General features: G+C 62.5%; 23 protein-coding genes and 1 pseudogene. 8 read left to right on the top strand and 16 right to left on the bottom strand.

All coding sequences use genetic code 11. From position 1 onward, the window contains the following. Window positions 1-113: 113 nt before the first annotated feature. From BO1_RS25375 to BO1_RS25360, 4 genes are all read right to left on the bottom strand, one after another. Window positions 114-2390, bottom strand: a complete 2277-nt coding sequence (locus BO1_RS25375; RefSeq protein WP_043286424.1) for an LPS-assembly protein LptD — start codon at window positions 2388-2390, stop codon at window positions 114-116. Window positions 2391-2532: 142 nt separating this feature from the next. Next, the gene (gene bamA, locus BO1_RS25370; protein ID WP_084688188.1) at window positions 2533-4803 is read right to left on the bottom strand and encodes an outer membrane protein assembly factor BamA; all 2271 of its coding nucleotides are present in this window, start codon (window positions 4801-4803) and stop codon (window positions 2533-2535) included. Between the two features lie 572 nt (window positions 4804-5375). Then, complete coding sequence (locus BO1_RS52735; protein WP_043286443.1) at window positions 5376-5750, bottom strand: hypothetical protein; 375 nt, start codon at window positions 5748-5750, stop codon at window positions 5376-5378. 207 nt (window positions 5751-5957) lie between these two features. Continuing rightward, window positions 5958-7127, bottom strand: a complete 1170-nt coding sequence (locus BO1_RS25360) for a porin (RefSeq protein WP_028219943.1) — start codon at window positions 7125-7127, stop codon at window positions 5958-5960. A gap of 366 nt (window positions 7128-7493) precedes the next feature. Between BO1_RS25360 and BO1_RS61335 the strand changes: the two are divergent. Next, window positions 7494-7760 (top strand): annotated as a pseudogene (locus BO1_RS61335) (aromatic ring-hydroxylating dioxygenase subunit alpha); the annotation flags it as partial. Between the two features lie 8 nt (window positions 7761-7768). Here the strand turns inward: BO1_RS61335 and BO1_RS62310 are convergent. Then, entirely contained in the window at window positions 7769-8929 is a 1161-nt protein-coding gene (locus BO1_RS62310) for a methyl-accepting chemotaxis protein (RefSeq protein WP_281179199.1), read from the bottom strand. A 762-nt stretch (window positions 8930-9691) separates the two neighbouring features. On the opposite strand from BO1_RS62310, the gene BO1_RS25345 reads away from it, so the two are divergent. Both BO1_RS25345 and BO1_RS57915 read left to right on the top strand, forming a co-directional pair. After that, window positions 9692-10162, top strand: coding sequence for a YbhB/YbcL family Raf kinase inhibitor-like protein (locus BO1_RS25345; RefSeq protein WP_028219942.1), 471 nt, complete (start codon window positions 9692-9694; stop codon window positions 10160-10162). Window positions 10163-10268: 106 nt separating this feature from the next. Continuing rightward, on the top strand, window positions 10269-10550 hold the full coding sequence (locus BO1_RS57915) for a hypothetical protein (protein WP_084688184.1): 282 nt from the start codon (window positions 10269-10271) through the stop codon (window positions 10548-10550). Between the two features lie 102 nt (window positions 10551-10652). Here BO1_RS57915 and BO1_RS25340 read toward each other — a convergent pair whose 3' ends face one another. Further along, a complete protein-coding gene (locus BO1_RS25340) occupies window positions 10653-11402 on the bottom strand; it encodes a GntR family transcriptional regulator (RefSeq protein WP_028219941.1) in 750 nt (249 codons plus the stop codon). Window positions 11403-11562: 160 nt separating this feature from the next. Here BO1_RS25340 and BO1_RS25335 point away from each other — a divergent pair, with 160 nt between their 5' ends. Both BO1_RS25335 and BO1_RS25330 read left to right on the top strand, forming a co-directional pair. After that, a complete protein-coding gene (locus BO1_RS25335) occupies window positions 11563-12933 on the top strand; it encodes a class-II fumarase/aspartase family protein (RefSeq protein WP_028219940.1) in 1371 nt (456 codons plus the stop codon). Between the two features lie 26 nt (window positions 12934-12959). Then, window positions 12960-14369, top strand: coding sequence for a cation:dicarboxylate symporter family transporter (locus tag BO1_RS25330; RefSeq protein WP_028219939.1), 1410 nt, complete (start codon window positions 12960-12962; stop codon window positions 14367-14369). Between the two features lie 86 nt (window positions 14370-14455). Here BO1_RS25330 and BO1_RS62085 read toward each other — a convergent pair whose 3' ends face one another. From BO1_RS62085 to BO1_RS25285, 10 genes are all read right to left on the bottom strand, one after another. Beyond that, the gene (locus tag BO1_RS62085; protein ID WP_377784818.1) at window positions 14456-14596 is read right to left on the bottom strand and encodes a glycine zipper 2TM domain-containing protein; all 141 of its coding nucleotides are present in this window, start codon (window positions 14594-14596) and stop codon (window positions 14456-14458) included. 350 nt (window positions 14597-14946) lie between these two features. Next, entirely contained in the window at window positions 14947-16407 is a 1461-nt protein-coding gene (locus BO1_RS25325) for an NAD-dependent succinate-semialdehyde dehydrogenase (protein WP_028219938.1), read from the bottom strand. A 127-nt stretch (window positions 16408-16534) separates the two neighbouring features. Next, entirely contained in the window at window positions 16535-17242 is a 708-nt protein-coding gene (locus BO1_RS25320; RefSeq protein WP_028219937.1) for a GntR family transcriptional regulator, read from the bottom strand. 12 nt (window positions 17243-17254) lie between these two features. Then, the gene (locus BO1_RS25315) at window positions 17255-18361 is read right to left on the bottom strand and encodes an ABC transporter ATP-binding protein (protein ID WP_028219936.1); all 1107 of its coding nucleotides are present in this window, start codon (window positions 18359-18361) and stop codon (window positions 17255-17257) included. 12 nt (window positions 18362-18373) lie between these two features. Then, window positions 18374-19174 (bottom strand): ABC transporter permease, encoded by an 801-nt coding sequence (locus tag BO1_RS25310; RefSeq protein WP_028219935.1) that lies wholly within the window; start codon window positions 19172-19174, stop codon window positions 18374-18376. Window position 19175: 1 nt separating this feature from the next. Then, window positions 19176-20060, bottom strand: a complete 885-nt coding sequence (locus tag BO1_RS25305) for an ABC transporter permease (RefSeq protein ID WP_028219934.1) — start codon at window positions 20058-20060, stop codon at window positions 19176-19178. Between the two features lie 136 nt (window positions 20061-20196). After that, entirely contained in the window at window positions 20197-21228 is a 1032-nt protein-coding gene (locus BO1_RS25300; protein ID WP_028219933.1) for an ABC transporter substrate-binding protein, read from the bottom strand. A 45-nt stretch (window positions 21229-21273) separates the two neighbouring features. Beyond that, window positions 21274-22236 (bottom strand): flavin reductase, encoded by a 963-nt coding sequence (locus BO1_RS25295; protein ID WP_028219932.1) that lies wholly within the window; start codon window positions 22234-22236, stop codon window positions 21274-21276. 259 nt (window positions 22237-22495) lie between these two features. Beyond that, complete coding sequence (locus BO1_RS25290; RefSeq protein WP_028219931.1) at window positions 22496-23182, bottom strand: GntR family transcriptional regulator; 687 nt, start codon at window positions 23180-23182, stop codon at window positions 22496-22498. 141 nt (window positions 23183-23323) lie between these two features. Continuing rightward, window positions 23324-23614 carry a DUF1330 domain-containing protein gene (locus BO1_RS25285; protein WP_028219930.1) on the bottom strand — a complete coding sequence of 97 codons (291 nt, stop codon included), beginning with the start codon at window positions 23612-23614 and terminating at the stop codon, window positions 23324-23326. Between the two features lie 110 nt (window positions 23615-23724). Here BO1_RS25285 and BO1_RS25280 point away from each other — a divergent pair, with 110 nt between their 5' ends. From BO1_RS25280 to BO1_RS25270, 3 genes are read left to right on the top strand one after another with little or no spacing between them, the layout of a single operon-like run. After that, a complete protein-coding gene (locus tag BO1_RS25280; RefSeq protein ID WP_028219929.1) occupies window positions 23725-24327 on the top strand; it encodes an amino acid synthesis family protein in 603 nt (200 codons plus the stop codon). Further along, window positions 24296-25123 carry an alpha/beta fold hydrolase gene (locus BO1_RS25275; protein ID WP_028219928.1) on the top strand — a complete coding sequence of 276 codons (828 nt, stop codon included), beginning with the start codon at window positions 24296-24298 and terminating at the stop codon, window positions 25121-25123. Before BO1_RS25280 ends, BO1_RS25275 begins: the two co-directional genes overlap by 32 nt. A 1-nt stretch (window position 25124) precedes the next feature. After that, window positions 25125-26060, top strand: a complete 936-nt coding sequence (locus BO1_RS25270; protein WP_028219927.1) for a flavin reductase — start codon at window positions 25125-25127, stop codon at window positions 26058-26060. The last annotated feature ends 7 nt before the right edge of the window (window positions 26061-26067 follow it).

Raw genomic sequence — 26067 nt, 5'->3', positions numbered from 1 at the left:
TGTGCCAACAAAGCAAATTGGCGGGGCAAGCCGAGTTTTACACGGCATTACGCGAACGCTGGCTCACATTGAAAGCGCTTGTCAATTGACCTGCCCAATAGCGTCGTCGCCGCTCAGGGATAATCCGTAAATCGTGAAGGCATGGAAGGCGGCTCAGGTGTCGAGTAGCCAGGCACATTCGCACGAAACTGCTGCAGCAGCCCATTGTCGATCCGGCTCACGCCGTTGAGCTGCAACTGCATCAAAAAGCGTGTGCCTGTACTGGGGGTGGTCGTACCCGTGTCGTTGGTGTACTTCTCGAACGCGAGGCTGACCGACCAGCAATCCGCGTCGTACTGGAACCCGGCCAGGCCCGAAATGATCCGGTGACTCACCACGTCGTAGTCGATCAGGCCCACGCCCGAAAGCCGGCGCGTGAGCGGCCATTGCAGGGACAACATGACCTGGTTCATCGCCTCGTCGCCGAGCGTCGCGTCCGCCCGGGCATACAGGTAGGCCGCGTTGATCACCGTGCCCTCAGCGGGCTTCCAGCTGAAACCCGTCGTGGCCTGCGTCAGCACCTCGCTCGACTGGTTGTATTCGAGCGCCTGCTCGATCTGCGCGTCGCGGCCTATGTGCAGGCTCGCGCCCAGGATCAGGTCCGCGGGGCCGACCGAAGGCGGCGTGTCGCCCGGCATCGTCACTTGCGGCTCGCGAAAGTAGTAATCCTGAGCAATGACGAAGCGCGCCAGCTCCGCGCCACTCGCCGTATCGATGAAGCGCGAGGTGACACCGGCGGTCACGCGGTTCATGTCGCTCACGCGGTCGCCACCCACGAAGCGGTTGCTCGTATAGATCTCGGCCAGCCCAAAATCCTCGGGCGCCGTGTCGAATATCGGCGCGTAGGTCTGGTTGCGATAGGGCGTGTAGACGTAGTACAGCCGCGGCTCGAGCGTCTGGGTCATCGCGATGCCGAACAGCTTGACCGCCCGCTCGAAGACAGCACCCGTATCGAGGCTCAGCGTCGGCACGTTGTAGTTGAACGTACGCGGCTGCCCTGCCGGTGCGTCGCTGCCGATCGAGGACAAGTCGTACGACGCGGCATGCCATTGCACCTTGGGCGTCACGAACCAACCGGGCGCCACGATCGGGTAAGCCAGGTAGGTATCGAACGTGAGGCGCTGTCCTTCAGTCGAATCGGCGGTGGGGATCGTGAAACGTGTGGCATTCAGGTCGGCGCCGAAATCGAATCCGTCCACGTTGTAGCGCGTGTATTTCACATCGACTTCGGGCTCGCGATTGTAGGGTGGCGCGGTCGTGAACGACTGCCAGTTCTGCACGCGCGTCAGCACGGACCACGGCCCGTGGTTGTAGGTCACGCCGGCCTCCTGCTGGAATAGCGTCTGCGAGCCGTTCACGAAGGCGGTGGCGTCGGAGAGATCCGTGGTCACCGAAGCGTCAGAGACGCGATTGTAGATTGCGTAGGCCGCGAATCCGTCGCCCAGGGTCTCGTGGTGCTGGAACGAAATCGAGTACCGGTTGGTATGGGTCTGCGCGTCATCCGGCAGGAAGGCCACCGAAAACGCACCCGCATAGGTCGGACTCAAGTAGCGATACGCGGTCGTCAGCATGGCGCCGCGCTTGCTGAGGAGCCGGGGCGTGAGCGTCAGATCGTAATTGGGCGCGAGGTTGAAATAGATCGGCACGGCAAGGTCATAGCCGTTCGTCGAGCTGATGGAGAAAGTCGGCGGCAGCAGGCCGCTACGCCGGTCCCCGTTCATGGGAAACGACAGCCACGGCGAAGCGAAGATCGGCACGCCGCCGAAGAACAGCACGCCGTCATGCGCGACACCTTCGTTGGCGCCGCTGTCCAGATCCAGCCGCGATGCTTTCAGATACCACGCGGGCGAGGTGGTGCAGGAACATGTCGTGTAGGTCCCGTCGTACACCGTTTCCCGCTGGTCGCCGAGCAGGTCGGCCCGCACGCCGCTCCCGGAGCCGTTCGTCACGGTGAAATGCCAGTGCGGCAATGTCATCGTGCCCGTGCCGCTATCGAGCTGGTAATGGGCTTCCGGACCGATGAAGGTATTCCCGTCGTTGGTCAGCTCGACGTGCCCGTAGGCATCGGCCATGTCGGTATCTTCGTCGTAGTGAATCGCGTCGGCCTTCACGACCGACTGTGCCCGGCGCAGTTGCGCCGCGCCCTTTAGCGCGAGATCCTGATTCGCCGTGCCCGTTGCCGAGTCGCCTTCGCCAAACACCGCTGGCGCCTGCCCGACCGCGACCGGATGTTCGTCAAGCTGGGGGGCGAGTCGCAGCGCCCAGACGTCGTCGGCTTGCGCGGGCTGCTCCGCTGCCCCCAGTTCCTGCGCCTGGGCATAGCCGCGCCCGCCTGGGGGCAGCGAAAGCATCAGATAAAGGCTCAACGTGATCGTTCGCGCCTTGAGCCGGCCGAATCGTGCGGTCGTGGGTTGCAAAGTGAAATACGCGGATGCGGGTTGATAGAGCGAAGCAGGCGCGAAGCGCCCGCTTCCTGCCGGATCGCTCAGGGAATCAGAACGATGTCCCGATCTGGAACTGGAACTTCTGGTACTGGTCGCCGGCATGCCTGACGATCGGCAGCGCGAAGTCGAGCTTGAGCGGGCCGATTGGCGAGATCCATTCGAGCCCGGTGCCGTAGCTGTAGCGCAATCCGTTCGCGCCGACGCTGTTGCCCTCCGTTCCCCAGACGTTGCCGCCGTCGATGAACGTGAACACGCGCAGCGTCTTGTCGTAGCCCGTACCCGGCAGCGGCATCGTCAATTCGATGTTGCCGACCACCATCTTCGATCCGCCGATCGGGTCGCCCGTCGTCACGTCGCGAGGCCCGAGCGAACCGGGCTCGTACCCGCGCACGGTGCCTATGCCGCCCGCGAAGTAATTCTTGAAGATCGGATACGCACTGCCGATGCCATTGCCATAGCCACCCTGGAAGTTGAGCCCCAGAACAAAGCCGCGCGAAAACGAGTAGTAGTACTGAGCCTGAATATCGGTCTTGTAATACTGAACGCCGCCCGCAGGCGTGCCGTATTCCGCATTCGCCTGCGCGAAATACCCGCGGCTCGGCACCAGCGCGCTGTCGCGCGCGTCGCGGGACCACCCGATCGTCAACGGCACGATGTTCGAGACGCGGCCGAATGTGTTCACATAGTCGATATAGCTCTGCGGCGTGGAGGCATCGACGTCCAGGCGGTCCTGCTCGATGCCCAGACCGAAGTACACCATGTCCGCTTCCGAGAACGGAATGCCGAACTTCATGTCCGCGCCGTAGGAAATGATCCGGAAGCTGGTGTCGGTCGTGCTCGAATAGTAGAGCGGCTCGCTCGTGCGGTAGTAAACGTCGGTAATGCGTTTGATGCCGTCGATCGTGAAGTACGGGTCGATCTGCGTCACGCTCAGGGTGCGCGCCGTGGTCGACGTATTGGCATTCAGCGAAAGCGTGTTGCCGGTGCCGAACACGTTGTCCTGCGAGATGCCCGCGGAAATGATGGGGCCTTCCCCCGAGCCGTAGCCGAGCCCGAGCGAGATCGTCCCGGTGGGCTTCTCCGTGACCTTCACGTCGATGTCCACCTCGTCGTTCGTGCCTTCGACAGGAACCGTCGAGACCTCGACGTCGGTAAAGTAGCCGAGCCGGTTGATGCGGTCCTTCGAAAGCGCGAGCTTTTGCGAATCGAACCACGCGCTCTCCATCTGACGCATCTCGCGGCGGACCACCTCGTCGCGCGTACGCGTGTTGCCGATGACGTTGATCCGTCTCACATACACGCGGCGGCCCGGCTCGACGCGCAGCGTCAGCTTGACCGTGTGGTGCACCTGATCGACTTGCGGCTCCGCATTGACCGTCGCGAACGCGTAGCCGTATTCGCCCAGCCTGTCGACAAGCGCCTGGGTGGTCGCCTTCAGTTTCGCCGCGGAGAATAGCTCGCCCGCGTGAATGGCGACCAGTTTCTGGAGCCCAACCTCTCGCCCCAGCAGATCGCCCGTCAAGCCCACGTCCGTAATGGTGTACTGCTCGCCTTCGTGTACGGTCAGCGTCAGATACATGTCCTTGCGGTCGGGCGAGAGCGATACCTGTGTCGAATCGATGTTGAACTCCAGGTAGCCGCGGTCGAGATAGTACGAGCGCAAGTGCTCGAGATCGACGGTGAGCTTGTCCTTCGAGTAAATATCGTCCTTCGTGTACCACGAGAACCAGTTCGGCGTGGACAACTGCATTTCCTCGTGCAAGGTGGCGTCGTCGAACACGTGATTGCCGATGAAGTTGACCTGGCGAATCTTTGCGCTCGGCCCTTCCACAACCGAGAAGAGCAGGCCCACGCGGCTGCGGTCGATCGGCGACACCGTCACGTTGACCTCGGCGGCGTAATAGCCGCGTGTCAGGTACTGCCGCTTCAACTCCTGCTCGGCCCGGCTGACCAGCGATTTGTCGTAGTAGCGACCAATCGACAACCCAACCGAGTTCAACGCCTTCGTCAGGTTGTCCTTGTCGAACTCGTGGATGCCCGCAAAGTCGATCGAACCGACCGCGAGCCGTTCATCCACGCTGACCACGACCACGTCACCCTCGATCGAGACGCGCACGTCGTTGAAAAAGCCCGTCGCATAGAGCGCCCGGATCGCCTCGGAGGCCTTGTCGTCGTTGAATGTGTCACCGGGCTTGAATGGAAGATTCGCGAATACCGTGCCGGGCTCGATATGATGCAGTCCGTCGACTCGGATGTCGCGAATCACCACGCCTGCCGACGTCTGGGCGACTGCGATGACAGGTGCGTTGAGTGAAAGCATCACCGGCGCCGCCAGGCTGAGCCTGGCAAACCAGCGGAGCCTCAGCCTCAACGCGCGCATGCGCGATCCCAATTCACGATCGGCCCAAACGCCGCGGAATTCGGCCATGCCTTCCCGCACGAAGCCGCCGCTGGCATGCTCAGGACCGCGCAGACATGTGATGCCGCGATCTGATGAACCGAAGCATAGCCGCCCACTGGGGACGAAGCAGGCGGGAAATCTGCCGCGTAATGGCCCTGGGAGCAGACGGAGAATCTCGTCCGATACCGCAGCGCGGTCCATTGCGATCGCGTCAGCGCGCGCGCAACCGGCCGCTGTCCAGCGGCGTCTTTTATATGCGGCAGACCCGCTACGCGAAAATCCTCGTCGGTGGTTTCGGATGACGAGTGGCACCACGCGCTAGTAGCGTCCAGATAAGTATTATCCATTTCTCAGGTTCTCCTGAATCAGGCATTGAGAGTCAAATCGACCAGCTTGAACGGTGCAGGTGTTTTTATTTATTAGTAATGCGTAGTATTATGTTTACAGGAAGCGCATTGCCGTAACAGAAAGAAGTGCGCCCGGAGCGTGCGTCAGTTGAGCATGGTCCGTTCCCCGCGGGGCGTCGTATGGGGCAACGAGGAAAGCGCTTCAAACAGGCTTGCGAGGCTGGATGCAGGCAGCGCGAAGGCCGTCCATCCCTTGCCGACGTGACGCAACGACAATACCGCACCGTCAAAGTCCCTCAGGCGGTCCACGCGCCAGCAAGGGTCGAGTTCCATGGGATACGTGCCGGAGGGAGGAGACAGCGGACGGGCGGGCTGCATCGCCGCGCGAATATTGGCCAGTTGCTCGATCATCGCCTCGATATCCTGCGCGCCGAGTATCGACGATTCACCGGCAATCGTGAACCTGACTACGGTTGTTCCGGTTTCGCTAGTGACATCCAGTTGCAACGCGTGATACATGAGCAAACCTTTCTTCGTTCGACAGCTGAAATGCCAGCCGCATTATGTCGTTCAGACACATGCCGTATTGACAGGTTAGTTCATACTGATCGACTCCGAATTTCATGTTTATTTCCACGTGTTAAAAGCCGCTGATTGCGCAACCCTATTTCCAGTCGAAGTAAAATCGGCCGTGGCTCCCAAAGCGACGGCCGGTGAATGATTCAATCAGAATTTATGGCGGATACCGAGACTGACAATATCCTGACTACTCGTTCCCGCTACGCCATAAGAGCCAATCGATGCCTCGGCGCTCGAAACTGTGCCATCGGCATTGAGTTGCGAGCCGCTCGCGTGCTGCCACGCGCCGACGAGATAGACGTCCGTGCGCTTGGAGAGGCTGTAATCGGCACCCAGCGAGATCTGGTTATACGAGGCGTTGGTGTCGCCGCTCGCGTGCGTATAGCTATAGCCGAGGCCGAGCAGCAGCGCCGGATTCACCTGGTAGTTGAAGAAGCCCTGCCCCGTGTTGAAGATCTCCGATGACAGGAACGCCGATTGTGCATCGGCCTTGTAATTCGAATTGCTATACGACAGGCCGAAGGTGTAAGGTCCAGTCCTGAAGTTCGCCGCAACGCGCCCGATATTGATCGACTTCGCCGTGTCGTATCCCGAGTTGACCGGGCCGTCGAAGGTGCCATCCGAAGTCGACGACCAGCCGGTCCGCACGGCTGCCGTGGTGCTGGTGTTGTCGGCCACGTAGTAACCCGCGGCAATGGAGAACGGGCCATTGTTATACGAAGCGGCTGCCGACCATGTCTGGCCGGAGCCCGTCTGGCCCGCTACACCGCCAAACGCATACATGGCCTCGACCTGCAGCCCCGCATAGTTCTGCGAGACATATTTCACGGCGTTATTGGTGCGCGAGCTGTTGTCGTAGTTGTCTACGTCGCCGGCCGTGGCAAACGAGCTGCCGAAGTAGGCGTCGTCGGTGAGGCCCTGCACCTGGTCGACGAGCGGATCGTACTGCCGCCCGAGCGTGACGGTGCCATACCGGTCGCTTTCAAGGCCGACGTAGGCCTGCCGCCCGAACAGCGACGACGTGCCGTTGTACGTGCCCATCTTGCCGTTGTTGACGTCGAAACCATCTTCGAGCTGGAAGATCGCTTTCAGGCCGCCACCGAGATCTTCCGAACCCTTCAGGCCCCAACGGCTACCCGAAATATTGCCGGAATAGAGTCCGATCTGGTTGCTGCCCGCAGGCGTGGCGTTGTGCGTGTATTGAATCGATTCGTCGATGATGCCGTACAGGGTGATGCTGCTCTGCGCTCGCGCCGCGGCACTGAACATGCCGAGCAAAGCCATTGCTGCGAGCGTTTTACCAACGAGTTTTTTCATCTGAATTCTCCACAGATATCGCTCAAATTTCCGTTATCCCGTCGTCCAGATTCTTGGCGCGAACGGGATTCGCCATTAAGGCACGGCGCAATATCTGCTCAGTTGGTAATATGCAACGGCGGTGTTTACCGGCTATTTCGGCAAGGTGTGCGCGTAATAATAACGTTGCCTATGCATCGAATTTACAAATGGCTTCAACGGACCAGAAACCCTTGATCCGTTTGCTGTCACGTTCTGTAAAATCCTGTTGATAAAGGCGAGACGCGCCGCGGCGTGCGCGTCGTGCGAAACGAATGTCAAACGCGGTAATGCGATTACGGATACCTTGCGCGCTGTTGAGCGCTGGTTAGGAGATGCGAGAAGTCGCTTCCATTCGTTCATCCGACCACCCTCGGTGGCGCTGAAGATTACGCGCAAGTGCAGCCGAAAGTCGAACGGATAGACGAAGGCGCGCGCATCACGCTCTGGGCCATGAATACCGATGCGCCCGCGTTCGCGGCCGCGGTAAAGGGCTGGCCCGGCAAGGTCGATCGATGGGACATCTATGAATTCACATTGCCCGCCATTCTTCGGATGGACTCGGGAATGGCACCAGCTGGCACTGGAGCGCACGAAGGCACGCGGGTTGACGCCTGCCTGCACTATGCATCGATCGAGATCGCGAGACGCGTCGTATCGGAAAGCTTGAATGACGACACCGTCGATTTCAGTCTCCCGGCCTGCTCCTCGAGCGAGCGCGCTGCCGCTGCCGCCTGCTCGACGAGCGCCGCATTCTGCTGCGTCACCTGGTCCATCTGGATGACGGCCTGATTAACCTGCTCGATGCCGCGGCTTTGCTGCTCCGACGCGCTGGCGATCTCGCGGACGATTGCCGAAACGCGCTTGATGGCGCCCTTGATCTCGCTCATCGCGGTGCTGACTTCGCTGGCCTGCTGCGAGCCCGCCTCGACGGTCGCGACGGAAGAGGCAATCAGGTCCTTGATCTCCTTGGCCGCGGTGGCCGATCGTTGAGCGAGGCTTCGAACTTCGCTCGCGACCACAGCGAAGCCTCGCCCCTGTTCACCAGCGCGAGCGGCTTCGACTGCAGCATTGAGCGCGAGAATATTCGTTTGAAACGCAATACTCTCGATCACGCCCGTGATCTCGGAAATCTTGTTCGAGCTGCCCGATAGCTTGTCGATCGTCGCCACCATCGCCTGCACGACATCGCTGCCCATATCGGCGATGTCCGTCGCGTCGGCGGCAAGGCCGCTCGCCTCACGTGCACTATCGGCGTTCTGCTTCACAGTTCCGGTCAGCTGCGTCATGCTCGAGGCGGTCTCGGTCAGCGACGCGGCTTGCTCCTCCGTGCGGGCGGACAGATCGAGGTTGCCGGCAGCGATGTCACGCGTCGCCGAAGTAACCAGCTCGGTCGAGGAGCGGACCGACAACATCGTCTCTTCCATGCGTCTCATCCACTTGTCGAACGCAACGGCGGAGCGGCCAAACTCGTCCAGGCGCGGCGGTGAAGACCGCGCCGACAAATCGAGCGTCACCGCGATGTCCTCGAACTTCCTGGCGATGCGATACAGGCCGCCGCATACCACGGCCTGCAGATGGAGGCCGGCGTAGAGCGCGACAGCAAAGCCCACTGACGCGAGCGCAACCAGACTTGTCAACGCCCAGCGGGATAGCGGAGCGGCATTGGCATCAAGGTGCAATAGACCGACTATTCCGATGAGTCCGACGGCCAGCATCAAAGCTGCAATGACGCCGAACGCGAACATGAACTTGAGTCTGATCGTGAGCGCAGATTTTGGCACTTCGCTTCCCTGGTGAATGAGCAACACGCGGCGGCATCATGAAGACGAACGCGGGGTGAGATGTGTGGCATTGACGGGCGCTGGTTGCGCCCACTGTCGCCGTAGCCGCAGCTTTGCGACTACGCCCTGACCCCTCGTTTACGGCCCGGGATCTGGCGTCGACAGTGGTGTTTACCCCCAATCCATGCTCGCGCCGACCCGCGACCGCCTGCAAAACGAGCTGTTGGCGGGCCGATACGCTCGTAGTAGACCGCGTGCGAAGAGCGCGTCTGATTCGTCGTCGTTGATCACAGTTTCTGGCGCCGTGGCGATCTCCCGACGCTTGAAGCGGGGCGTATCCTCCGTAAGCGACACCTTAATTCTGGATGACTAAGTGATCGGTTCAATCGCATTTTTCCTTGTCGCAGCCGTATCGGCAGTGTGTGCTTTCACTGGCTTCGCCAAAGAGTGTTTCCTGCATCCGGCACCGTTGCCGCGCATCCCACGCATCAACCCCCATGCCTTCATGCTTGAGCCAGTCCGGCCAGCAATGACTAGAATTCAGGCATGGTCGCATTCCAGAAGGAGGCTGCCATGACTCAATCAATGATCAGCTTTTGGGTTGGCCTAGTGGTTCTGGTTGTCGTTGCATGGGCCCTCTCGAGTCGCTACCGGCGCGATCACCCGGAAGAGAGCCTGAGCCGGTGGCTCGACGCGCATCATATGCGCTGGATGCATCGCAGGCACTAGCGGGCGGCGCGGACTGACGCCGGGCAGCGCACCATGGCCTTCACCCTCACCTCGCAGGCTTTCCATGAAGGCGGCGAGATCCCCCGGCGCTACACCTGCAAGGGCGCGGACGTCTCGCCTCCGCTCGCGTGGTCGGATATACCCGTCAACGCGAAAAGCCTCGTGCTGATCGTCGACGACCCCGACGCGCCCGACCCTGCCGCACCACGGATGACCTGGGTCCACTGGGTGCTCTACAACATCCCGGTGACGGCGCCCGGCCTTCCGGAGGGCGTCGCGGCGGGGGCGCTTCCAGCGGGCACACTTGAAGGCACCAACGACTTCCGTCGCACTGCGTATGGCGGCCCCTGCCCGCCCGTTGGCCGTCATCGATATTTCCACAGGCTTTACGCGCTCGACACCGTGCTGCCCGATCTTCACCAGCCCATCAGGGCAGCATTGGAAAAGGCGATGACGGGCCATGTCGTGGCACACACCGAGTTGCTCGGCACATTCCAGAAATAACACGCAGTCGTCTCTCATAGCCGATCCCCAGTGGTTGCAATCAGCCCGAAACCTGTATAAATTTACAGGTAACTGTATTTTTATACAGTACTCTCGGGAGGCGACAATGGAGCATCTGGTCAGGATCTATAACGAAAGGGACCGTAAAACGCTCGAATGGCTGCGCCGGCACGTTGGCGACGCAGCCCTTGCTGCCGCCGTCGCACGATGCACGGGACCGGGCAAACCGTACCTTTCCTCTGTCTGCCGACAGCTGGGCGTCAAGACTCCCGAGTTTCCTTTGCCGCGGCGACAAAACCCGAGTGCGGTGGCGGAACAATCCCTGGCGGCCATCCGAAGCATTCTCGCCGCGCGCACCGCGTCGACCGTCGTGCGCCCGGCCGTCTGACGCTGGTAAAAACGGCCGACTGGCGGGAATGGGTATCGAGCGAAAGCGCAGTGCCTTTGCCGATGGTGGGGCAACTCGCTTCGCTGCGGGCCCGGAGTCCGGTCACCGGGAAGCGGCGGGCAGCGTACCCGCGCGTTTCAGGCGCATCGACACCGAAAACCGTTCGGCGGGATGCACACTCACCGAGACCTCGAAGGCCACCCCCGACGCATCGAGATATCGACGCACGATCTCCAGCGCCGGGCTTCCCGGCGCCACCTGCAGCCGCCCTGCCAACTCCGTTCCAACGCTGGCCGCCCGGACGTCCTGCTGGATCTCCGTCACACAGCGGCCGTAGCGCGCCTCGATCAGCGAACTGATTAGCGTATCCGGCTCCGCACGGGCCGCCTGCGCGATATCGCCATAGGCCGGGTCGATATAAACGTCCGTCCAGCCAACCGGCGGCCGTCTGCTGTCCCGGTCCACGCGCAAGCTCGACACCCGCAGCCAGCGCTCGCCCTCCTCACAACCCAACAGCCTGGCCAGCTCGCCGGTGGCCGAGATTTCACCCGTGGACTCCACGACCCGCAGATGCTCGGTGCCGAACTGGACTACGTCATCGATCGACGCGAGCGACGGCCGGAAATCGTTGCGCGGCCGCGCCGACTCCACACGCGTGCCGGCGTTCTTGCGCCGCGACACGAGACCCAGCTGCTGCAGCTCGTTCAGCGCCGCCCGGACGGTGTGCCGGCTGGTCCCGTACTGATCCCGCAATTCCAGCTCAGTGGGCAAATACGCCCCCACCGGAAGACGGCCCGATGTGATTGCTTCGCTCAGGTCCCGGGCGATGTCGGCGAAGTGAGGCTTGTTCATGGAGTTGTGCAGGTCTGTCGTTGCGGGAAGGCCAAGGTTAATCATAGCTTGAATCATATGTCCGGACATAATATCGTCAATATGTCCGGACATATTGACGGCGAGCATCGACGATATGTCCCGTTTTCAGCCCCGCTTTTTCGATTTCCAAGAGGTCCACATGACGAGCCGCACGCTTCCCGTTTCCAGCACCGTGGTCGATTCCATCCTGTTCCGGGACGCGTTCGGCACCGCAAAAATGCGCGCCCTGTTCTCCGATCACGCGCTTGTGCAGCGCTACATCGACGTGGAAGTCGCCCTCGCGAAAGCCGAGGCGCGTGTGGGCGTGATTCCGTCCGAAGCCGCCGAAGTCATTGCGCGCGAAGCCTCCATCGAGCGCATCGATTTCGACCACATGCGCGAGGAGACGGATATCGTCGGCTATCCGATCCTGCCGCTCGTGCACCAGTTGGTCGGCATGTGCGGCGACGCGGGGCGCTTCGTGCACTGGGGCGCGACAACCCAGGACATCATGGACACCGCGGTCGCCCTGCAGGTGCGCGACGCGCTCGATGCGATCGATGCCGATATTCGCGAACTGCGCGCGATCCTGACCGGTCTGGCCAGCAAGTACCGCGATACGCCGATGGCCGGCCGCACCCATCTGCAACAGGCGCTGCCCGTCACCTTCGGCTACAAGGCTGCGATCTGGCTCGCCATGTTCGACCGCCATCAGCAACGCCTTGCGGCACTGCGCCCGCGGGTCGCCGTGGTCGAATTCGCGGGCGCAGCGGGCACGCTCGCCTCACTGGGCGACAAGGGCTTTGAGGTACAGGCAGCGATGGCCGAAGAACTCGGTCTTGGCGTGCCGGCCACGACCTGGCACGTGGCGCGCGATGGCCTGGCGGAAGCGGTCAATCTGCTCGCACTCGTTACGGGATCGCTCGGCAAGATCGCGACCGACATCATGATCATGGCCTCGACAGAGTTTGCTGAGGTCTACGAACCGTTCGTCAAGGGGCGCGGCGCGAGCAGCACCATGCCGCAAAAGCGCAATCCGATCTCGAGCGAGTTGATGCTGGCCGCCGCGAAGGCCGTGCGCCAGCACGCGGGCCTGATGATGGACGCAATGATCCAGGACTTCGAGCGCGCAACCGGGCCGTGGCACGCCGAATGGATCGCCATTCCGGAGAGCTTCATCCTCGCGTCGGGAGCCCTGCATCAGGCGAAGTTCGCCCTGGGCGGCCTGATTGTGGACAGCGCGCGCATGAAGCACAACCTTGGCATCAGCAAGGGGCTCATCGTCGCGGAGGCCGTGATGATGCAGATGGCGCCGCACACGGGGCGTCAAGCGGTGCACGACATCGTCTACGACGCATGCCGCACGGTGAACGAGCGCGGCGGCACGCTCGCCGAAGCGCTCGCGGCATTGCCGGCGGTCACGCGTTACTTCGAACGCGACGCCATCGAGCGCATGACCGACCCCGCGAACTATCTCGGCCTCGCGCCACAGATGGTCGACCGCGCCATCGAACTGTCCAGCCGGATCTGAGCCGCAATCGTGGAGGAGCACGCATCATGAACAACGACAGCGCATCGCGCAACGCCCTGCCCGCGCAGGTGAAGCGGCCGTGGTATCGCAGGCTGGGCATGCAGGTGCTCGTCTCGCTGGTGCTGGGCGTCGCACTGGGACTGATCTTTCCGAAGCTCGGCGCCCAGCTCAAGATTCTCGGCGACATTTTTCTCGACCTGATCAAGGCTGGCGTCGCGCCGCTGGTGTTTCTCACCATCGTGCATGGCGTGGCCTCCGCAGGCGACGTCCGGAGCGCGGGCCGCGTGGGCTGGCGTTCGATCGTCTACTTCGAGGTCATTTCCACGATCGCCCTCGCCGTTGGGCTGCTCGCAGGCAACCTGCTGCAGACCGGCAACGGCATGACAGCCGCCGCGCACGGTGCGATGCCGGCAATGGCCGCGAAGGCCGCACCAGAAGGCTTCACCGGGTTCGTCATGCATCTCGTGCCCAGCAACTTCATCGGCGCGTTCGCCAAGGGCGAACTGCTGCAGGTCGTGGTGCTCGCGATCATGGTCGGGATTGGCATCCTGGCGATTCCGGAAAGCCGGCGTGTACGTATCAATGAGGGCCTCGAGCTCGTATCCGAGGTCCTGTTCGCGTTCATCAACATCGTCATGAAGCTCGCGCCGCTCGGCACCTTCGGCGCCATTGCCTATGCCGTGGGCAGCAACGGGACCGCGGTGCTCGTCGCGCTCGCCCAGCTCGTCCTGAGCTTCTACGCGGTCATCGTCCTGTTCATCATCGTGGTGATGGGTATCGCAGCGCGCCTCGCCGGCTTCAGCATGTGGCGGTTCCTGCGCTACATCCGCGACGAGGTCCTGATCGTGCTCGGCACGGCGTCCTCGGAGAGCGCGCTGCCGCGTCTGCTGATCAAGCTCGAGCGGCTCGGCTGCGCGAAACAGACGGTGGGCCTCGTTCTGCCCACCGGCTATGCGTTCAACCTCGACGGCACCTCGATCTTCATGTCGATGGGCGTGATGTTCATCGCGCACGCGTACAACGTGCCCATCACGCTACACCAGCAGATCGCCATTCTGCTGCTGATGCTGCTGACGTCGAAAGGCGCGGCAACGGTTTCAGGCGGCTCGTTTGTCGTGTTCGCGGCGACCGTCACGTCCACGGGTATTCTGCCCGTCGAAGGTCTGCCGATCATCTTCGGTGTCTATCGCTTCATGTCGATGGCGATCGCGACCTGCAACACAATCGGCAACAGCCTGGCGACGGTGGTCGTCGCGCGATGGTCGGGGACGCTCGATCGGGAAGCCCTGGCGCGCCATCTGCATCCCGAGCGCTACCCGGAGACGGCGCGCGCGGATGCTGGCCTCGATGACGGCAATCTGCTTCCCGAGGATACAGATGAAGGAAACCCCCATCCTTCCGGCATTTCCCTGAAAAGCGCCAACGCTTCACGCTAGGCTCCAGGTACGCGGCCCGCAATCCGCCGGCCGCGTCAGTCGAAGCATCAGCTCATTGTGGCTGCGGGGCACGGCGCTCGTGCCCATCACTTTCCGATCTGATTGCCCACTACACCGCCAACGGCAGCCCCGCCAACCGTTCCGAGTGCGCTACCCCCAGTGAGCGCAGCGCCACCGACTGCGCCAACCCCCGCCCCGACCGCAGTATCCACGCCTCGGTGTGACATATCCGAGCAAGCCGTCAATCCCGCCACCACCAAGACGATCACAACACCCTTTGACAAGACACTTTGCTTGTTCATTTTGATCCTCCCTTTAGGACTACGTATCCAATTCAGCACAACCCCATCATCTGACCTCAAACTACACCGGACAGCGCGCACCCCAACTTCGGCCATGCGGCCCCACGGGAAACGCCCCGATCAAGAATCAGTACGGACCAGAAGCAGGGTCACAACGCCCTCCTCGCTATCCCGCCACACGATTGCTGGCGATGCTGACGGCATTGATTGCGCAAGAGGCGTACCTGTCGAAAGATCACAGTGCACAGGGCGCGGTCTGGTCGCCCCCTACCCCATCAAACCGCCATGCACAGGTACTTGATGACCAGGTAGTCGTCAATGCCGTAGTGCGAACCCTCGCGGCCAAGGCCCGACTGCTTCACACCACCGAATGGCGCGACCTCGTTCGAGATCAGGCCCGTATTGATGCCGACCATGCCGTATTCAAGCTGCTCGGCAACCCGCCAGATGCGCCCAATATCGCGGCTGTAAAAATAAGCGGCCAGTCCGAACTCCGTGTCGTTGGCGAGCTTCACCACCTCTTCGTCGCTCGAGAAGCGAAACAGCGGTGCGAGCGGTCCGAACGTTTCTTCTCTCGCAACGTCCATGTGCGCAGTGGCATTCACGAGTATCGTGGGTTCGAAGAAACCCTGCCCGAGTGCATGCCGCTTTCCGCCGGTGGCGAGCGTCGCACCTTTGTCGAGTGCGTCCGCGATATGCGCTTCGACCTTCCTGACCGCCGCCTCGTTGATGAGCGGTCCGAGCGTTACGCCACCTTCTGTTCCGTGACCCACCTTCAGGCCCTTCACAGCCGTAGCCAACTTCGCGGCGAATGCGTCATACACCCGGTCGTGCACGTAGAAGCGATTGGTGCAGACACACGTCTGCCCGTTGTTGCGATACTTCGAAGCGATCGCACCTTCCACTGCCGCGTCGAGATCGGCATCGTCGAACACGATGAAGGGCGCGTTGCCACCGAGTTCGAGCGTCACTTTCTTCACCGTGGGCGCGCTTTGCGCCATCAGCAGCCGGCCCACTCCTGTCGAACCCGTAAACGAAAGCTTGCGGACCACGGGGCTGCTCGTCATGGCGTGGCCAATCGCCTTGGGGTCGCCGGTGACGATGTTGAGCACGCCCTTGGGCACGCCCGCCCGCTCTGCGAGAACCGCGAGCGCGAGCGCGGAAAATGGCGTCGCTTCCGCGGGCTTCACGACAATGGGACAGCCCGCGGCGAGCGCCGGCCCCACCTTGCGGGTAATCATCGCATTCGGGAAATTCCACGGCGTGATCGCAGCGCAAACGCCTACGGGCTCCTTGACCACCACGAGGCGCTTGTCCGACGCCGGCGTGGCGAGCGTGTCGCCCGCCACACGCTTGCCCTCTTCGGCGAACCACTCGATGAACGAGGCACCATAGAGGATTTCGCCTTTTGCTTCGGCAAGCGGCTTGCCCTGCTCGGCCGTGAGGATCAGCGCAAGGTCGTCGGCGTGTTCAATCATGAGCGCGTACCAGCGACGCAACACGATCGCGCGCTCCTTAGCGGTCCGTGCCCGCCACGCAGGCCACGCGGCATTCGCGGCGGCGATCGCGCGCGTTGTTTCAGCCTCTCCCATCAAAGGAACGCTGCCCAGCGTTGCGCCCGTTGCCGGGTCGAACACGTCGAAGCTCGCCCCCGAATCGGCCGTGCACCATTGCCCATCGATATAAGCCTGATGGCTCAAGAGTGCCGCGTCCTTCAACAGGGTTTTCAATTCCATGACTGTTCCTTCCGGGATAAAAATGCTTCAATCGGAGCTTCTACTTCGTATTGCTAATGACACACCCCACAAAGCAACTCAACTTCAATGCAACGCCCGGGGTTTGAGCGCTGTAAAGCGGGCCGCCCTACCCCGCCTGACGCCACGAAGCGTTCTCGTGCCCTTGGGCCAACAGGTTTCGTGCGATCTCGGCCACCCTGTCGACATGCGCGATGGCAGCCTCGCGCGCCCCTGCTCCGTTTCCCGCCTGAATGTCGGAGAGAATCCGGCGCATCTCGCTGACCGCCTGGCGCCCACGGTCATCGGACGCGATCGTCAGCGCGCGCAAGCGGTTGATACGCGCGGTCAACGACTGCACGATCTCCCAGGCCACTTGCTTTTTTCCGCCGATGAACATGCGCTCATAGAAGGCAGTGGTGAGCGCCTTCACGGCCTGATAGTCCCGGGATTCGAAAGCGTGCTCGATCTTGTCGATATTGCCGCCCAACTCCGCGACGATGGAATCGTCGGCATGCTGCGCGCAGGCCATGGCGGCCTCGCCTTCCAGCAACGCGCGTATCTCGTAGATCTCCGCCGCTGTCTCGAAGTCGAGCACGGCAACAATGGGCCCCTGGTTCGGTATCGAGTCGACCAGCCCTTCCGTTTCCAGATGCCGCAAGACCTCGCGCACAACCGTGCGGCTCACGCCGAGAATCTCGCACAGGGAACGCTCGACCAGCCGCTCGCCCGGATGAAAACGCGCCTCCAGGATGGCCGTGCGCATTTTTTCGAGCGCAAGTTCCCGTAGCGTGACCGTGGGGCGCTGGACCTTCAGCGATGGCAGTGTTTCGTTCATGGCTTGTCGCCGTCAAGCAAGAGCAAAGAGACGACCGTCGCGCGCATCCCAGTCGACCAGCGCCTGTGCACCGATCGCAATGCCGCTGTCGTGCCGATGCGCCGCCGGCATGCGAATCGAGATCTCCTGCTGCCAGGGCGTCGCCACGGCGTAGTGCATCGCGTCGCCAAGATACGTGATATCGCGCACCGTCACCGGCAGGCCCGCCGTGCCACTTGTGCCACTTGCGCCGCTTGCGCTTTGCAGCGAACTCAGGCGCATCTGCTCCGGGCGAATCATCAACGCGCCTTCGTCGCCGGCGGCGAGCGCCGGATTGAGGGCGTCCGAGGCGATTTCATGGCCGTTGGGGAACACGCCATTCATGCGGCCGCCACTGTTCTTCATCACCTTCACCGGCAGGAAATTCGAATTGCCGATGAAGCTCGCGACAAAGCGCGACGCCGGATTCGCATAGAGTTCTTCGCCTGTGCCCACTTGTTCAATGCAGCCTTTGTTGAACACGGCGATGCGGTCGGACAGACGCAGCGCCTCCTCCTGATCGTGCGTGACATAAAGAATCGTCACGCCGGTCTCCTGATGAATGCGGCGCAATTCAAGCTGGATTTCCTCGCGCAGCTTCTTGTCGAGCGCGGAGAGCGGCTCATCCATGAGCAGCACGGGCGGATCGTAGGCAAGCGCCCGCGCAATGGCGACACGCTGCTGCTGTCCGCCCGATAGCTGCGCCGGCATCCGGTCGCGGCACTCGGAGAGATGCACGAGCTTGAGCATCTTCTCCACCTTAGCCTTGATTTCGGCGTCGGGGCGACCGCGCACGCGCAGCGGGAAAGCCACGTTCTCGCCCACCGTGAGATGCGGGAACAAGGTATAGCGCTGAAACACCATGCCGATGTTGCGCTTGTTCGGCGCCACCGAAAGCAGCGGCTTGCCGTCGAGCAGCACGCGGCCTTCGGTCGGCTCCTGAAAGCCCGCGACGATATAGAGCGTCGTGCTCTTGCCCGAACCCGAAGGCCCAAGGAAGGTCATGAATTCGCCTTTGCGCACATCGAGCGAAACATGGTCGATGGCGACGACGTCGTCGTAGGTCTTGCGCAGACGCTGGATTTGCAGGAATGCAGTCATGGCTTGTTTACCTCAGTTGGCACGCGCGCGGCGCAGCAAGGCGCCCGCCAGCATCAATACGGTCGTCAATCCGACGAGCAGCGAAGACGCTGCCGCCACGACGGGCGTCAGGTCCTGCCGCAGCGTCGACCAGATACGCACGGGCAGCGTTTGCAGTGTCGGGCTCGACATGAAGATCGACACCACGACTTCGTCCCACGACGCGAGGAACGCGAATATCGCGGCAGCAAAGAGGCCCAGCCGGATCGCGGGAAGCGTGACACGCAGCTTCACCGTGAGCGGCGAGGCGCCACAGATGAGCGCCGCGTCTTCGAGCGCCGTGTCGAAGCTCACGAGCGAATTGCTGATCGAAATGATCGAGAACGGCAACGCAATGATCAAATGACCGATCACGAACCCGGTCATCGTGCCGTTCAGGCCGACGCGCAGAAAGAACGCATAGAGCGCGACGGCCAGAACGACGACGGGCAGGACCATCGGCGTGAGGAAAAAGCCCCGCACGGCCTCGCGGCCGCGAAACTTGCCGCGTACGAGCGCAAGCGAGGCGAGAAAGCCGATCAACACGGAAAGCGCCGTGACGATCACCGCCAGCTTCGCGCTCGTGAGCAGCGAATCGATCCAGCCCGGGTCTGTGAAAAGCTGCCGATACCACTCCAGCGTCCAGCCCGGCGGCGGGAAGATGAGCCACTGCGAATCGCCGAACGAAAGCGCGACGATGAAGACGATCGGCAGCAGGAGAAAGAGCGAGACGGCAGCGCCCACGGCCACCAGCATCCAGCGCAGCGCGCCGAGACGATCGAAGTCGAGCAACATGTCAACGGCCTCCCTGACTTGCGCGCGCACTGCCCGTAAAGCGCAGTTGCAACGCATAGAGCGCGAGCGTCACGGCGAGCAGCACGAATGCCGCGGCGCCGGCAAGGCCCCAGTTCAGCAGTTCCTGCACGAGCTGCGCAATGAGCTCGGCGAGCATCATGTAGGACGGGCCGCCCAGCAGCGCCGGCGTGACGAAGTAGCCCAGCGCCATCACGAACACCATCAGCGCGCCCGAGGCCACGCCCGGCATGGCGAGCGGCACGAGGATGCGCCAGAATGCCTGCCAGCGGCTCGCGCCACACACGGCCGCGGCGCGCAGCGTCGAGGGATCGATGCCGCGCAGCGTGGCATGCAGCGGCATCACGAGGAACGGCAGCATGATGTAGGTCATGCCGATCGTCACGCCGGTGAGGTTGTTCACAAGCGAGAGCGGCTCATGAATCACGCCGATCGCCATTAGCGCGCGGTTGATCGGGCCCGTCTCCTGCAGCAGCACCATCCATGCGAAGGTCCGCGCGAGCAGATTGGTCCACATCGACAGCAGCAAGATCGCGAACAGCAGCGAGCTGAGCTTGCGTGGCGCGATGGCAAGCAGCCACGCCATCGGAAAGCCCACCAGCAGCGTCACGAGCGTCACGACCGTGGCGACGAGGAACGTATTGCCGAATACGCGCAGATACGTCGTCGAGCCGAGCAATTGCTGGTAGTTATGCAGACCCGGCGTCGGTTCGAGCACGCTGCGCAAGAGCAGCGAGAGCACGGGCAGCAGAAAAAATATCACGAGGAGCAGCATGGCCGGCGCCAGCAGCCGGATGCTGCGCCAGTCGCGCCGCTTGCGCGCGGCCGTCGCAGGGGGATGCGCGACGGTACTCAATACGTTGGGCATGGCGTCTCCTGTGTCGGCCAGAGTCGGCGCTTGAACGCTTGCCCTGGCCCCATGCAACTCGGTTGCTCAGCCGTCCCGGTTCGCTTTGATTCGGAATACTGAGCAGCGTTCACGTCCAGACTCTGTCCGGGCCTGCTTACTTCGATTGCCACGCGTACCAGCGCTTCGCAATCGCGTCGCGATTCTCCGCCCAGTACTTCATGTCGAGATCGATCTGCGAGGTCTTGTACTGGTCGGGCAGCGTCTTGGCCATCGCGGGCGGCATGAGTGCGGCCGACTTCACGTTGATCGGCGCGTAGCCCGTGTTGGCCGCGAATTTCGCCTGAGCCTGCGCGCTCGTTGCGGCGGCGAGAAATTTCATCGCTTCGTCGCGATGCTTGGCGCCCTTGGGAATCACGAGCATGTCGGCAGCGGTCAGGTTCTGGTTCCACGAAATGCCCACCGGCACACCCGTCTGCGCCAGCGCGTGCAAACGGCCATTCCAGAACATGCCGATGGGCGCTTCGCCCGAAGCGAGCAGTTGCTGCGACTGCGCGCCGCCGCTCCACCAGACAATGTCGCTCTTGATCGTGTCGAGCTTCTTGAACGCGCGGTCGAGGTCGAGCGGATAGAGTTTGTTGGGCGGCACACCGTCGGCAAGCAGCGCGATTTCCAGCACGCCCGGCGCCGACCACTTGTAGAACGTGCGCTTACCCGGGAAGCGCCTGGTGTCGAAGAGGTCCGCCCAGGTTTGGGGCTGCGCGCCCGTGTACTTCGCCTTGTTGTAGCCGAGCACGAACGAATAGTAGAAGCTGCCCACGGCGTCGGGGGTCGCGAAGCGCGGGTCCAGGTCGGCCTTCTTCACCACGGAGTAGTCGATCGGTTCGATCAGGCCGTCCTTTTGCGCGGCGTAGGCAAAGTCGCCTTCCACATCGACCACGTCCCAGCTCACGTTGCCGCTGTCCACCATCGCCTTGAGCTTGCCGTAGTCGGTCGGGCCGTCCATCAGCACGTTGATGCCGCTCGCCTGCGTGAACGGCTGTGCCCAGTCCTTCTGTTGCGACGATTGTGTCGTGCCGCCCCAGCTCGTGAACACGATCGGGTCCGCGGCGAGTGCCGGTGCTGCCGCGAGCGTCGTCACGCAAAGTACGGCCAGCGGTGCGCAAAGATGGATGCTTCTGTTGCTCATGTCTCTCTCCAGGGGAAATCGTTGTGTTCAGTGGCTGAGGTAGGTTCAGGCGGCGAGCGGCTGCACGGTCCCGGCTTCCGTATCGCCGACATAGATGCCGAACGCGTCCTGCCTGCGTTCGCGCACGTAGCGTTCGAGCATCGAGCGCACCGCGTCGTCGGTCACTTCGTCCCAGGGAATCTGCGAGAGCGGCACGATGCGGATGCTGCTGTCGAGCCAGGGCGAACCGGTGTGAATCACGCGGCCGCGGTAATAGATATGCACACCGGGCTCGCGCTCGCCGTTCCCCTCGAATACGGCGAAGAGGAAGTCGAGATGCGCCTGCAGACCGAGCTTCGCGAGTACGCCGCGCAGGCTCGAGGGGTCGCTTGCCGGTTCGAGCTTGATGCCAGCCGGCAGCTGCACGCCTTGTGCCGTGTCGACGAGCACGAGTCCGTCGCGATGTTCCAGGATCGCGCCCACCTGCGCGCGCATTCCGGTTGCGGCAAGCGCGTCCTGCGAAAGACTGAAATTCACGTACGCGCCACGGCAATAGCCGAGCGGCGAGGCGCTCGTCTGAACGAAGTCGACCACGCGGCCGATCAGGATGATGTGGTCTCCCGCGTCCACAACCTCATGTGTCAGGCAGTCGAAGCTCGCCGCCGCGCCGTCCATCACGGGGGCGCCCGTTTTACGTGTGCTCCAGGGCACTTGCGCGAACTTGTCGGCCATCTTCGAGGCAAATACGCCAGAGACAGGCTTCTGGCTTTCTGCGAGCACGCTCACCGCGAAGCGGCGCGTTTCGGAGAACACCGCATAGCTCGACGCCGTCTTCGCGATGCACACGAGAATCAGCGGCGGGTCGAGTGACACCGAGGTGAACGAGTTCGCTGTGAAGCCACGCGGCGAGCCGTCGGGCTGGATCGTCGTGACGACGGTCACGCCCGTGACGAACGCGCCGAGCGCGCGGCGAAACTCGGCGATGTCAAAGGCCTGTTGCGTGGTTTGTCCGGTAATGGGCTCAGCCATGGCGGTCTCCCGTGGTCCCTGCGATGCTTGATGAGATTATGGTATACCATCTTATGGTCCACGCAAGCGCTTTGCGTATTATGGAATACCATGAGTCGTCAGACGGGACTGCCTGGCACGCTTTGGACTACAGGGAAGCTCGCGCGCGGCGACACTTCGGTTGACGGGAATCAGCAGACAAAACAAAAGGCCGCCGGTTTTTTTGCCGGCGGCCTTGGGTATCAAACCGCGTATTGCGAAACGGGCGTTGCGAAATGCGTCAGCTATCGCCCGCTGCCTCGTTCTGCTGGGCGAGCGCCGACAACGCCAGTTCGGACACCCGTTTGATGTGCGCGAACGAAGCCGCAGAGGCCGCGTCGCCATCACGCCGCTCGATCGCGTCGAGCAACTGGTTCATCTCGCGGTTCGAGTCGCCACTGCGCCCCGGCATGGCGATGGTCAACGCGCGCAACCGGTTGATGCGCGCGTTGAGCGTCTTGACGACCGTCAGCGACACCTGCTTTCCGGAGGCTTCGAACAGGGTTTCGTAGAAACGCTCGGTGTACTCGAGCACGCGCGGCAGTTCTTGCTTCTCGAACGCCTCTTCAATGACGGTGCGGATCTCGCGCAGTTGCTGCACGATTTCGGGTGTCGCGGCCTCGGCGCAGGCGCGCGCGGCATTGGCTTCGAGCAGGCCGCGCAACTCGTAGATCTCGCCCACCTGCGCCGGGTCGAGCCGCGCCACGATGGGCCCTTGTCGCGACACGGTCTCGACCAGCCCTTCGGTCTCCAGATGCCGCAGCACCTCGCGCACCACCGTGCGGCTCACGCCAAGCTCATCGCACAGCGTGCGCTCGACGAGCCGCGCACCCGGCCGGAAATACCCTTGAACGATTGCGCCGCGCAGTTTGTCGAGCGTCAGTTCACGCAGGGTTTTGGCATTGCGGTCAATTTTGAGGTCTTGCATGGGCGACGGTCTGGAAACGGATAGGGGCCCGAGCTTGGGTACAAGCGGGTACAAGCGGACACGAGCCGGGCACAAGCATGGAATGCCATATTATGACCTAACTGACATCCAGCTTTCCATACCGTTGGCGTTATAGCGCCATCAGTCGCCCAAGCCCTCGACGATCGCCACCTGCGCCCGGCAATGCCCCTCCCGCTTTTGCCTGGCCGCCTGATATTCGGGCGAGTGATAGCAGTCAAGCGCCGTTTGCATATCGGGAAACCGGATCACCACGTGGCGCTCGAACGACTCCCCCTCCAGAACCTGCGACGCGCCTCCGCGCGCCAGGAAAACGGCGCCGAACTTCTTGAACGCCTGTGGCGCGATATCCGTGTAGTCCTTGTATTTCGCGGGATCGAGGACCTTCACATGGGCAATCCAGTACGCAGTCATTTTTCCACCTTCATTTCGAAAATCATCGGTCGAGGGTTAACACTCATGGCATGCCGTAACATGGTATACCAAAATTCACCTCACATTCAACGCACGAAAAGGTAGGTGCCATGAGCCTGATTCGCAAAACCATCCTCCATGTCGAGACCGTCTATGTCGATGGCGACAAGGCCGCGGCAAAGCCGCTGAAGATGATCGGGGCAGCCGCGGTGATCAAGAATCCCTGGGCAGGCCGCGGTTATGTCGAGGACCTGTCGCCGGAGATTCGTGCACTCGGGCCGCAACTCAGCGAGCACCTCACCAGACTGATCCTCGACGAAGCCGGCTCGGGCGAAGCCGTCGAGGCGTTCGGCAAGAGCGCGATCGTCGGACTCGACGGTGAGATCGAGCATGCGTCCGCGCTGATCCACACGCTGCACTTCGGCAACATCTATCGCTCGGCCGTGGGCGCCAAGTCGTACCTCGCCTTCAACAACACGCGCGGTCCCGCGAATGCGCCCCTGCTCATTCCGATGATGGACAAGAACGACGAGGGCCGCCGCTCGCACTACCTGACGCTCCAGTTTGCGATTCCCGACGCGCCGGCGGCCGACGAACTCGTCATCGCCATTGGCGCCTCCACCGCTGGCCGCCCGCATCACCGCATTGGCGATCGCTACAAAGACCTCGCAGAGCTCGGAAATGACGTCAAGAACCCTGCAGCTGTCCAATAACCGCGTTGCCCACTGGCTCGAGCAGGGCAGCGGCGAACCGCTGGTCCTGATTCACGGCGTGGGCATGCAGGCGAGCGCGTGGTATCCGCAGATCGACGACCTCTCGCGCGAATTCCGCGTGATCTCGGTCGACATGCCGGGCCACGGCGCGAGCGATGCGCTCGACGAGAACGCAGACCTGCAACAGTTCGTGCAGTGGGCGAGCGAGTTCATCGAGGCGCTTCACGCCGGCCCCGTCAATCTGGCCGGCCACTCGATGGGCTCGCTGATTGCGGCTGGCGTTGCCGTCACCCGGCCCGACCTGGTCAAGCGCGTGGCAGTCCTGAACGGTGTGTACCGTCGCACGGAAGAGGCCCGCGAAGCCGTCCTGCAACGCGCCGCCGAGCTGCGCTCGGGAACCATCGACGTGCAAACGCCGCTGCGGCGCTGGTTCAATGCCGAGGAGGCGCAGCAGATCGCCGCGCAAAAGGTCGAATCCTGGCTGCAGTCCGTCGACCTCGCGGGCTACGCCACGGCGTACACGGCGTTCGCCAGGGGTGACACCGTGTATGCGGATGGCTGGCACAGCATTGCCTGCCCTGCTCTCGTGCTCACCGGTTCGGATGACCCGAATTCGACGCCGGAGATGGCGAGGCAAATGGCGCAGGCCGCCCATGCCGGGAAGGCCGTCGTGATCGAGAACGAGCGCCACATGGTGAACCTGACCGCGCCCGAGGAAGTCAATCGCGCCCTGCGTGCCTGGTTGCAGACCGAGCCGCAGGCGCAAACCCTGAAGTCGGAAAAATCGGAAGCATGATATGAGCCAGGCAACAAGCCAGCAAGCCGCCACGATCAACACCCGGGAGTTGCGCGATGCGTTCGGCGCGTTCATGACCGGCGTGACGATCGTCACCACCGCTCGCGAGGATGGTCAGCCGCTCGGCTTCACCGCGAATTCGTTCTCGTCCGTGTCATTGGACCCCGCGTTGCTGCTCGTGAGCATCGCGAAGACGTCGGGCAATTACCAGACGTTTTCCACCACGGGGCACTTCGCGATCAACATTCTCGCGGAGGGGCAAAAGGAGCTGTCCAACACCTTCGCCCGGCCCAGCGAAGATCGCTTCGCCAGGGTGGACTGGCATCTGAGCGCCAACCGCAATCCGCTCATCGCCGACGTCAGCGCATGGTTCGACTGCACGACGCACGCGGTGATCGATGCGGGCGACCACGCACTCATCATTGGCAAGGTCGAGGCATTCCATTCGGCAGGCTACGCGGGCCTCGGCTACTACCGCGGCGGCTATTTCACGCCGGCCAGCCTGTCGGCCGAGGTCATCGCCGGCCCGAAGGTCATCGTGAGCGCGATCATCACGCGCGACGACAAGGTGCTCCTGGTCAAGACGGCCGGCAACAAGTGGGGACTGCCTTCGAAGGAGATCGGCAAGGAAGGCGCCGATAAGGCGCTGGCCGAACTCTTCAGGCAATACCAGCCGGACGCATCGGCAAACTTCATTTATTCGGTCTACAACAATACCGAAACGAATTACCAGTACATCTCGTTCCTCTGCAGCGCACCGGACGAGCTTGCCGTCGCGGGCGAATTCGTGAGCCTCGACGATATCGAGACCGAAGCGTTCCAGGACAGCGCACTGGCCAGCATGCTCGAACGCTACCGCAAGGAGAGCCAGTTGAAGAGCTACGGCCTGTACTTCGGCGACCATAGCACCGGCACCGTCCGCCCGCTTCTTTCCTGAAAGGTCA

Origin of the sequence: Paraburkholderia oxyphila NBRC 105797 (assembly GCF_000685075.1) — a bacterium.
In the GTDB taxonomy this organism is placed as follows: domain Bacteria; phylum Pseudomonadota; class Gammaproteobacteria; order Burkholderiales; family Burkholderiaceae; genus Paraburkholderia; species Paraburkholderia oxyphila.
Note: the sequence above shows the minus strand (reverse complement) of the source record. Positions and strands in the feature narration are given on the sequence as shown.

Bases quoted from the DNA above. Each gene is read 5' to 3' on its own strand.
- BO1_RS25375 (WP_043286424.1), bottom strand. From the start codon at position 2,390: ATGCTTTCGCTGCCCCCAGGCGGGCGCGGCTATGCCCAGGCGCAGGAA.
- bamA (WP_084688188.1), bottom strand. From the start codon at position 4,803: ATGCTTTCACTCAACGCACCTGTCATCGCAGTCGCCCAGACGTCGGCA.
- BO1_RS52735 (WP_043286443.1), bottom strand. From the start codon at position 5,750: ATGTATCACGCGTTGCAACTGGATGTCACTAGCGAAACCGGAACAACC.
- BO1_RS25360 (WP_028219943.1), bottom strand. From the start codon at position 7,127: ATGAAAAAACTCGTTGGTAAAACGCTCGCAGCAATGGCTTTGCTCGGC.
- BO1_RS25345 (WP_028219942.1), top strand. From the start codon at position 9,692: ATGGCCTTCACCCTCACCTCGCAGGCTTTCCATGAAGGCGGCGAGATC.
- BO1_RS57915 (WP_084688184.1), top strand. From the start codon at position 10,269: ATGGAGCATCTGGTCAGGATCTATAACGAAAGGGACCGTAAAACGCTC.
- BO1_RS25340 (WP_028219941.1), bottom strand. From the start codon at position 11,402: ATGAACAAGCCTCACTTCGCCGACATCGCCCGGGACCTGAGCGAAGCA.
- BO1_RS25335 (WP_028219940.1), top strand. From the start codon at position 11,563: ATGACGAGCCGCACGCTTCCCGTTTCCAGCACCGTGGTCGATTCCATC.
- BO1_RS25330 (WP_028219939.1), top strand. From the start codon at position 12,960: ATGAACAACGACAGCGCATCGCGCAACGCCCTGCCCGCGCAGGTGAAG.
- BO1_RS62085 (WP_377784818.1), bottom strand. From the start codon at position 14,596: ATGTCACACCGAGGCGTGGATACTGCGGTCGGGGCGGGGGTTGGCGCA.
- BO1_RS25325 (WP_028219938.1), bottom strand. From the start codon at position 16,407: ATGGAATTGAAAACCCTGTTGAAGGACGCGGCACTCTTGAGCCATCAG.
- BO1_RS25320 (WP_028219937.1), bottom strand. From the start codon at position 17,242: ATGAACGAAACACTGCCATCGCTGAAGGTCCAGCGCCCCACGGTCACG.
- BO1_RS25315 (WP_028219936.1), bottom strand. From the start codon at position 18,361: ATGACTGCATTCCTGCAAATCCAGCGTCTGCGCAAGACCTACGACGAC.
- BO1_RS25310 (WP_028219935.1), bottom strand. From the start codon at position 19,174: ATGTTGCTCGACTTCGATCGTCTCGGCGCGCTGCGCTGGATGCTGGTG.
- BO1_RS25305 (WP_028219934.1), bottom strand. From the start codon at position 20,060: ATGCCCAACGTATTGAGTACCGTCGCGCATCCCCCTGCGACGGCCGCG.
- BO1_RS25300 (WP_028219933.1), bottom strand. From the start codon at position 21,228: ATGAGCAACAGAAGCATCCATCTTTGCGCACCGCTGGCCGTACTTTGC.
- BO1_RS25295 (WP_028219932.1), bottom strand. From the start codon at position 22,236: ATGGCTGAGCCCATTACCGGACAAACCACGCAACAGGCCTTTGACATC.
- BO1_RS25290 (WP_028219931.1), bottom strand. From the start codon at position 23,182: ATGCAAGACCTCAAAATTGACCGCAATGCCAAAACCCTGCGTGAACTG.
- BO1_RS25285 (WP_028219930.1), bottom strand. From the start codon at position 23,614: ATGACTGCGTACTGGATTGCCCATGTGAAGGTCCTCGATCCCGCGAAA.
- BO1_RS25280 (WP_028219929.1), top strand. From the start codon at position 23,725: ATGAGCCTGATTCGCAAAACCATCCTCCATGTCGAGACCGTCTATGTC.
- BO1_RS25275 (WP_028219928.1), top strand. From the start codon at position 24,296: ATGACGTCAAGAACCCTGCAGCTGTCCAATAACCGCGTTGCCCACTGG.
- BO1_RS25270 (WP_028219927.1), top strand. From the start codon at position 25,125: ATGAGCCAGGCAACAAGCCAGCAAGCCGCCACGATCAACACCCGGGAG.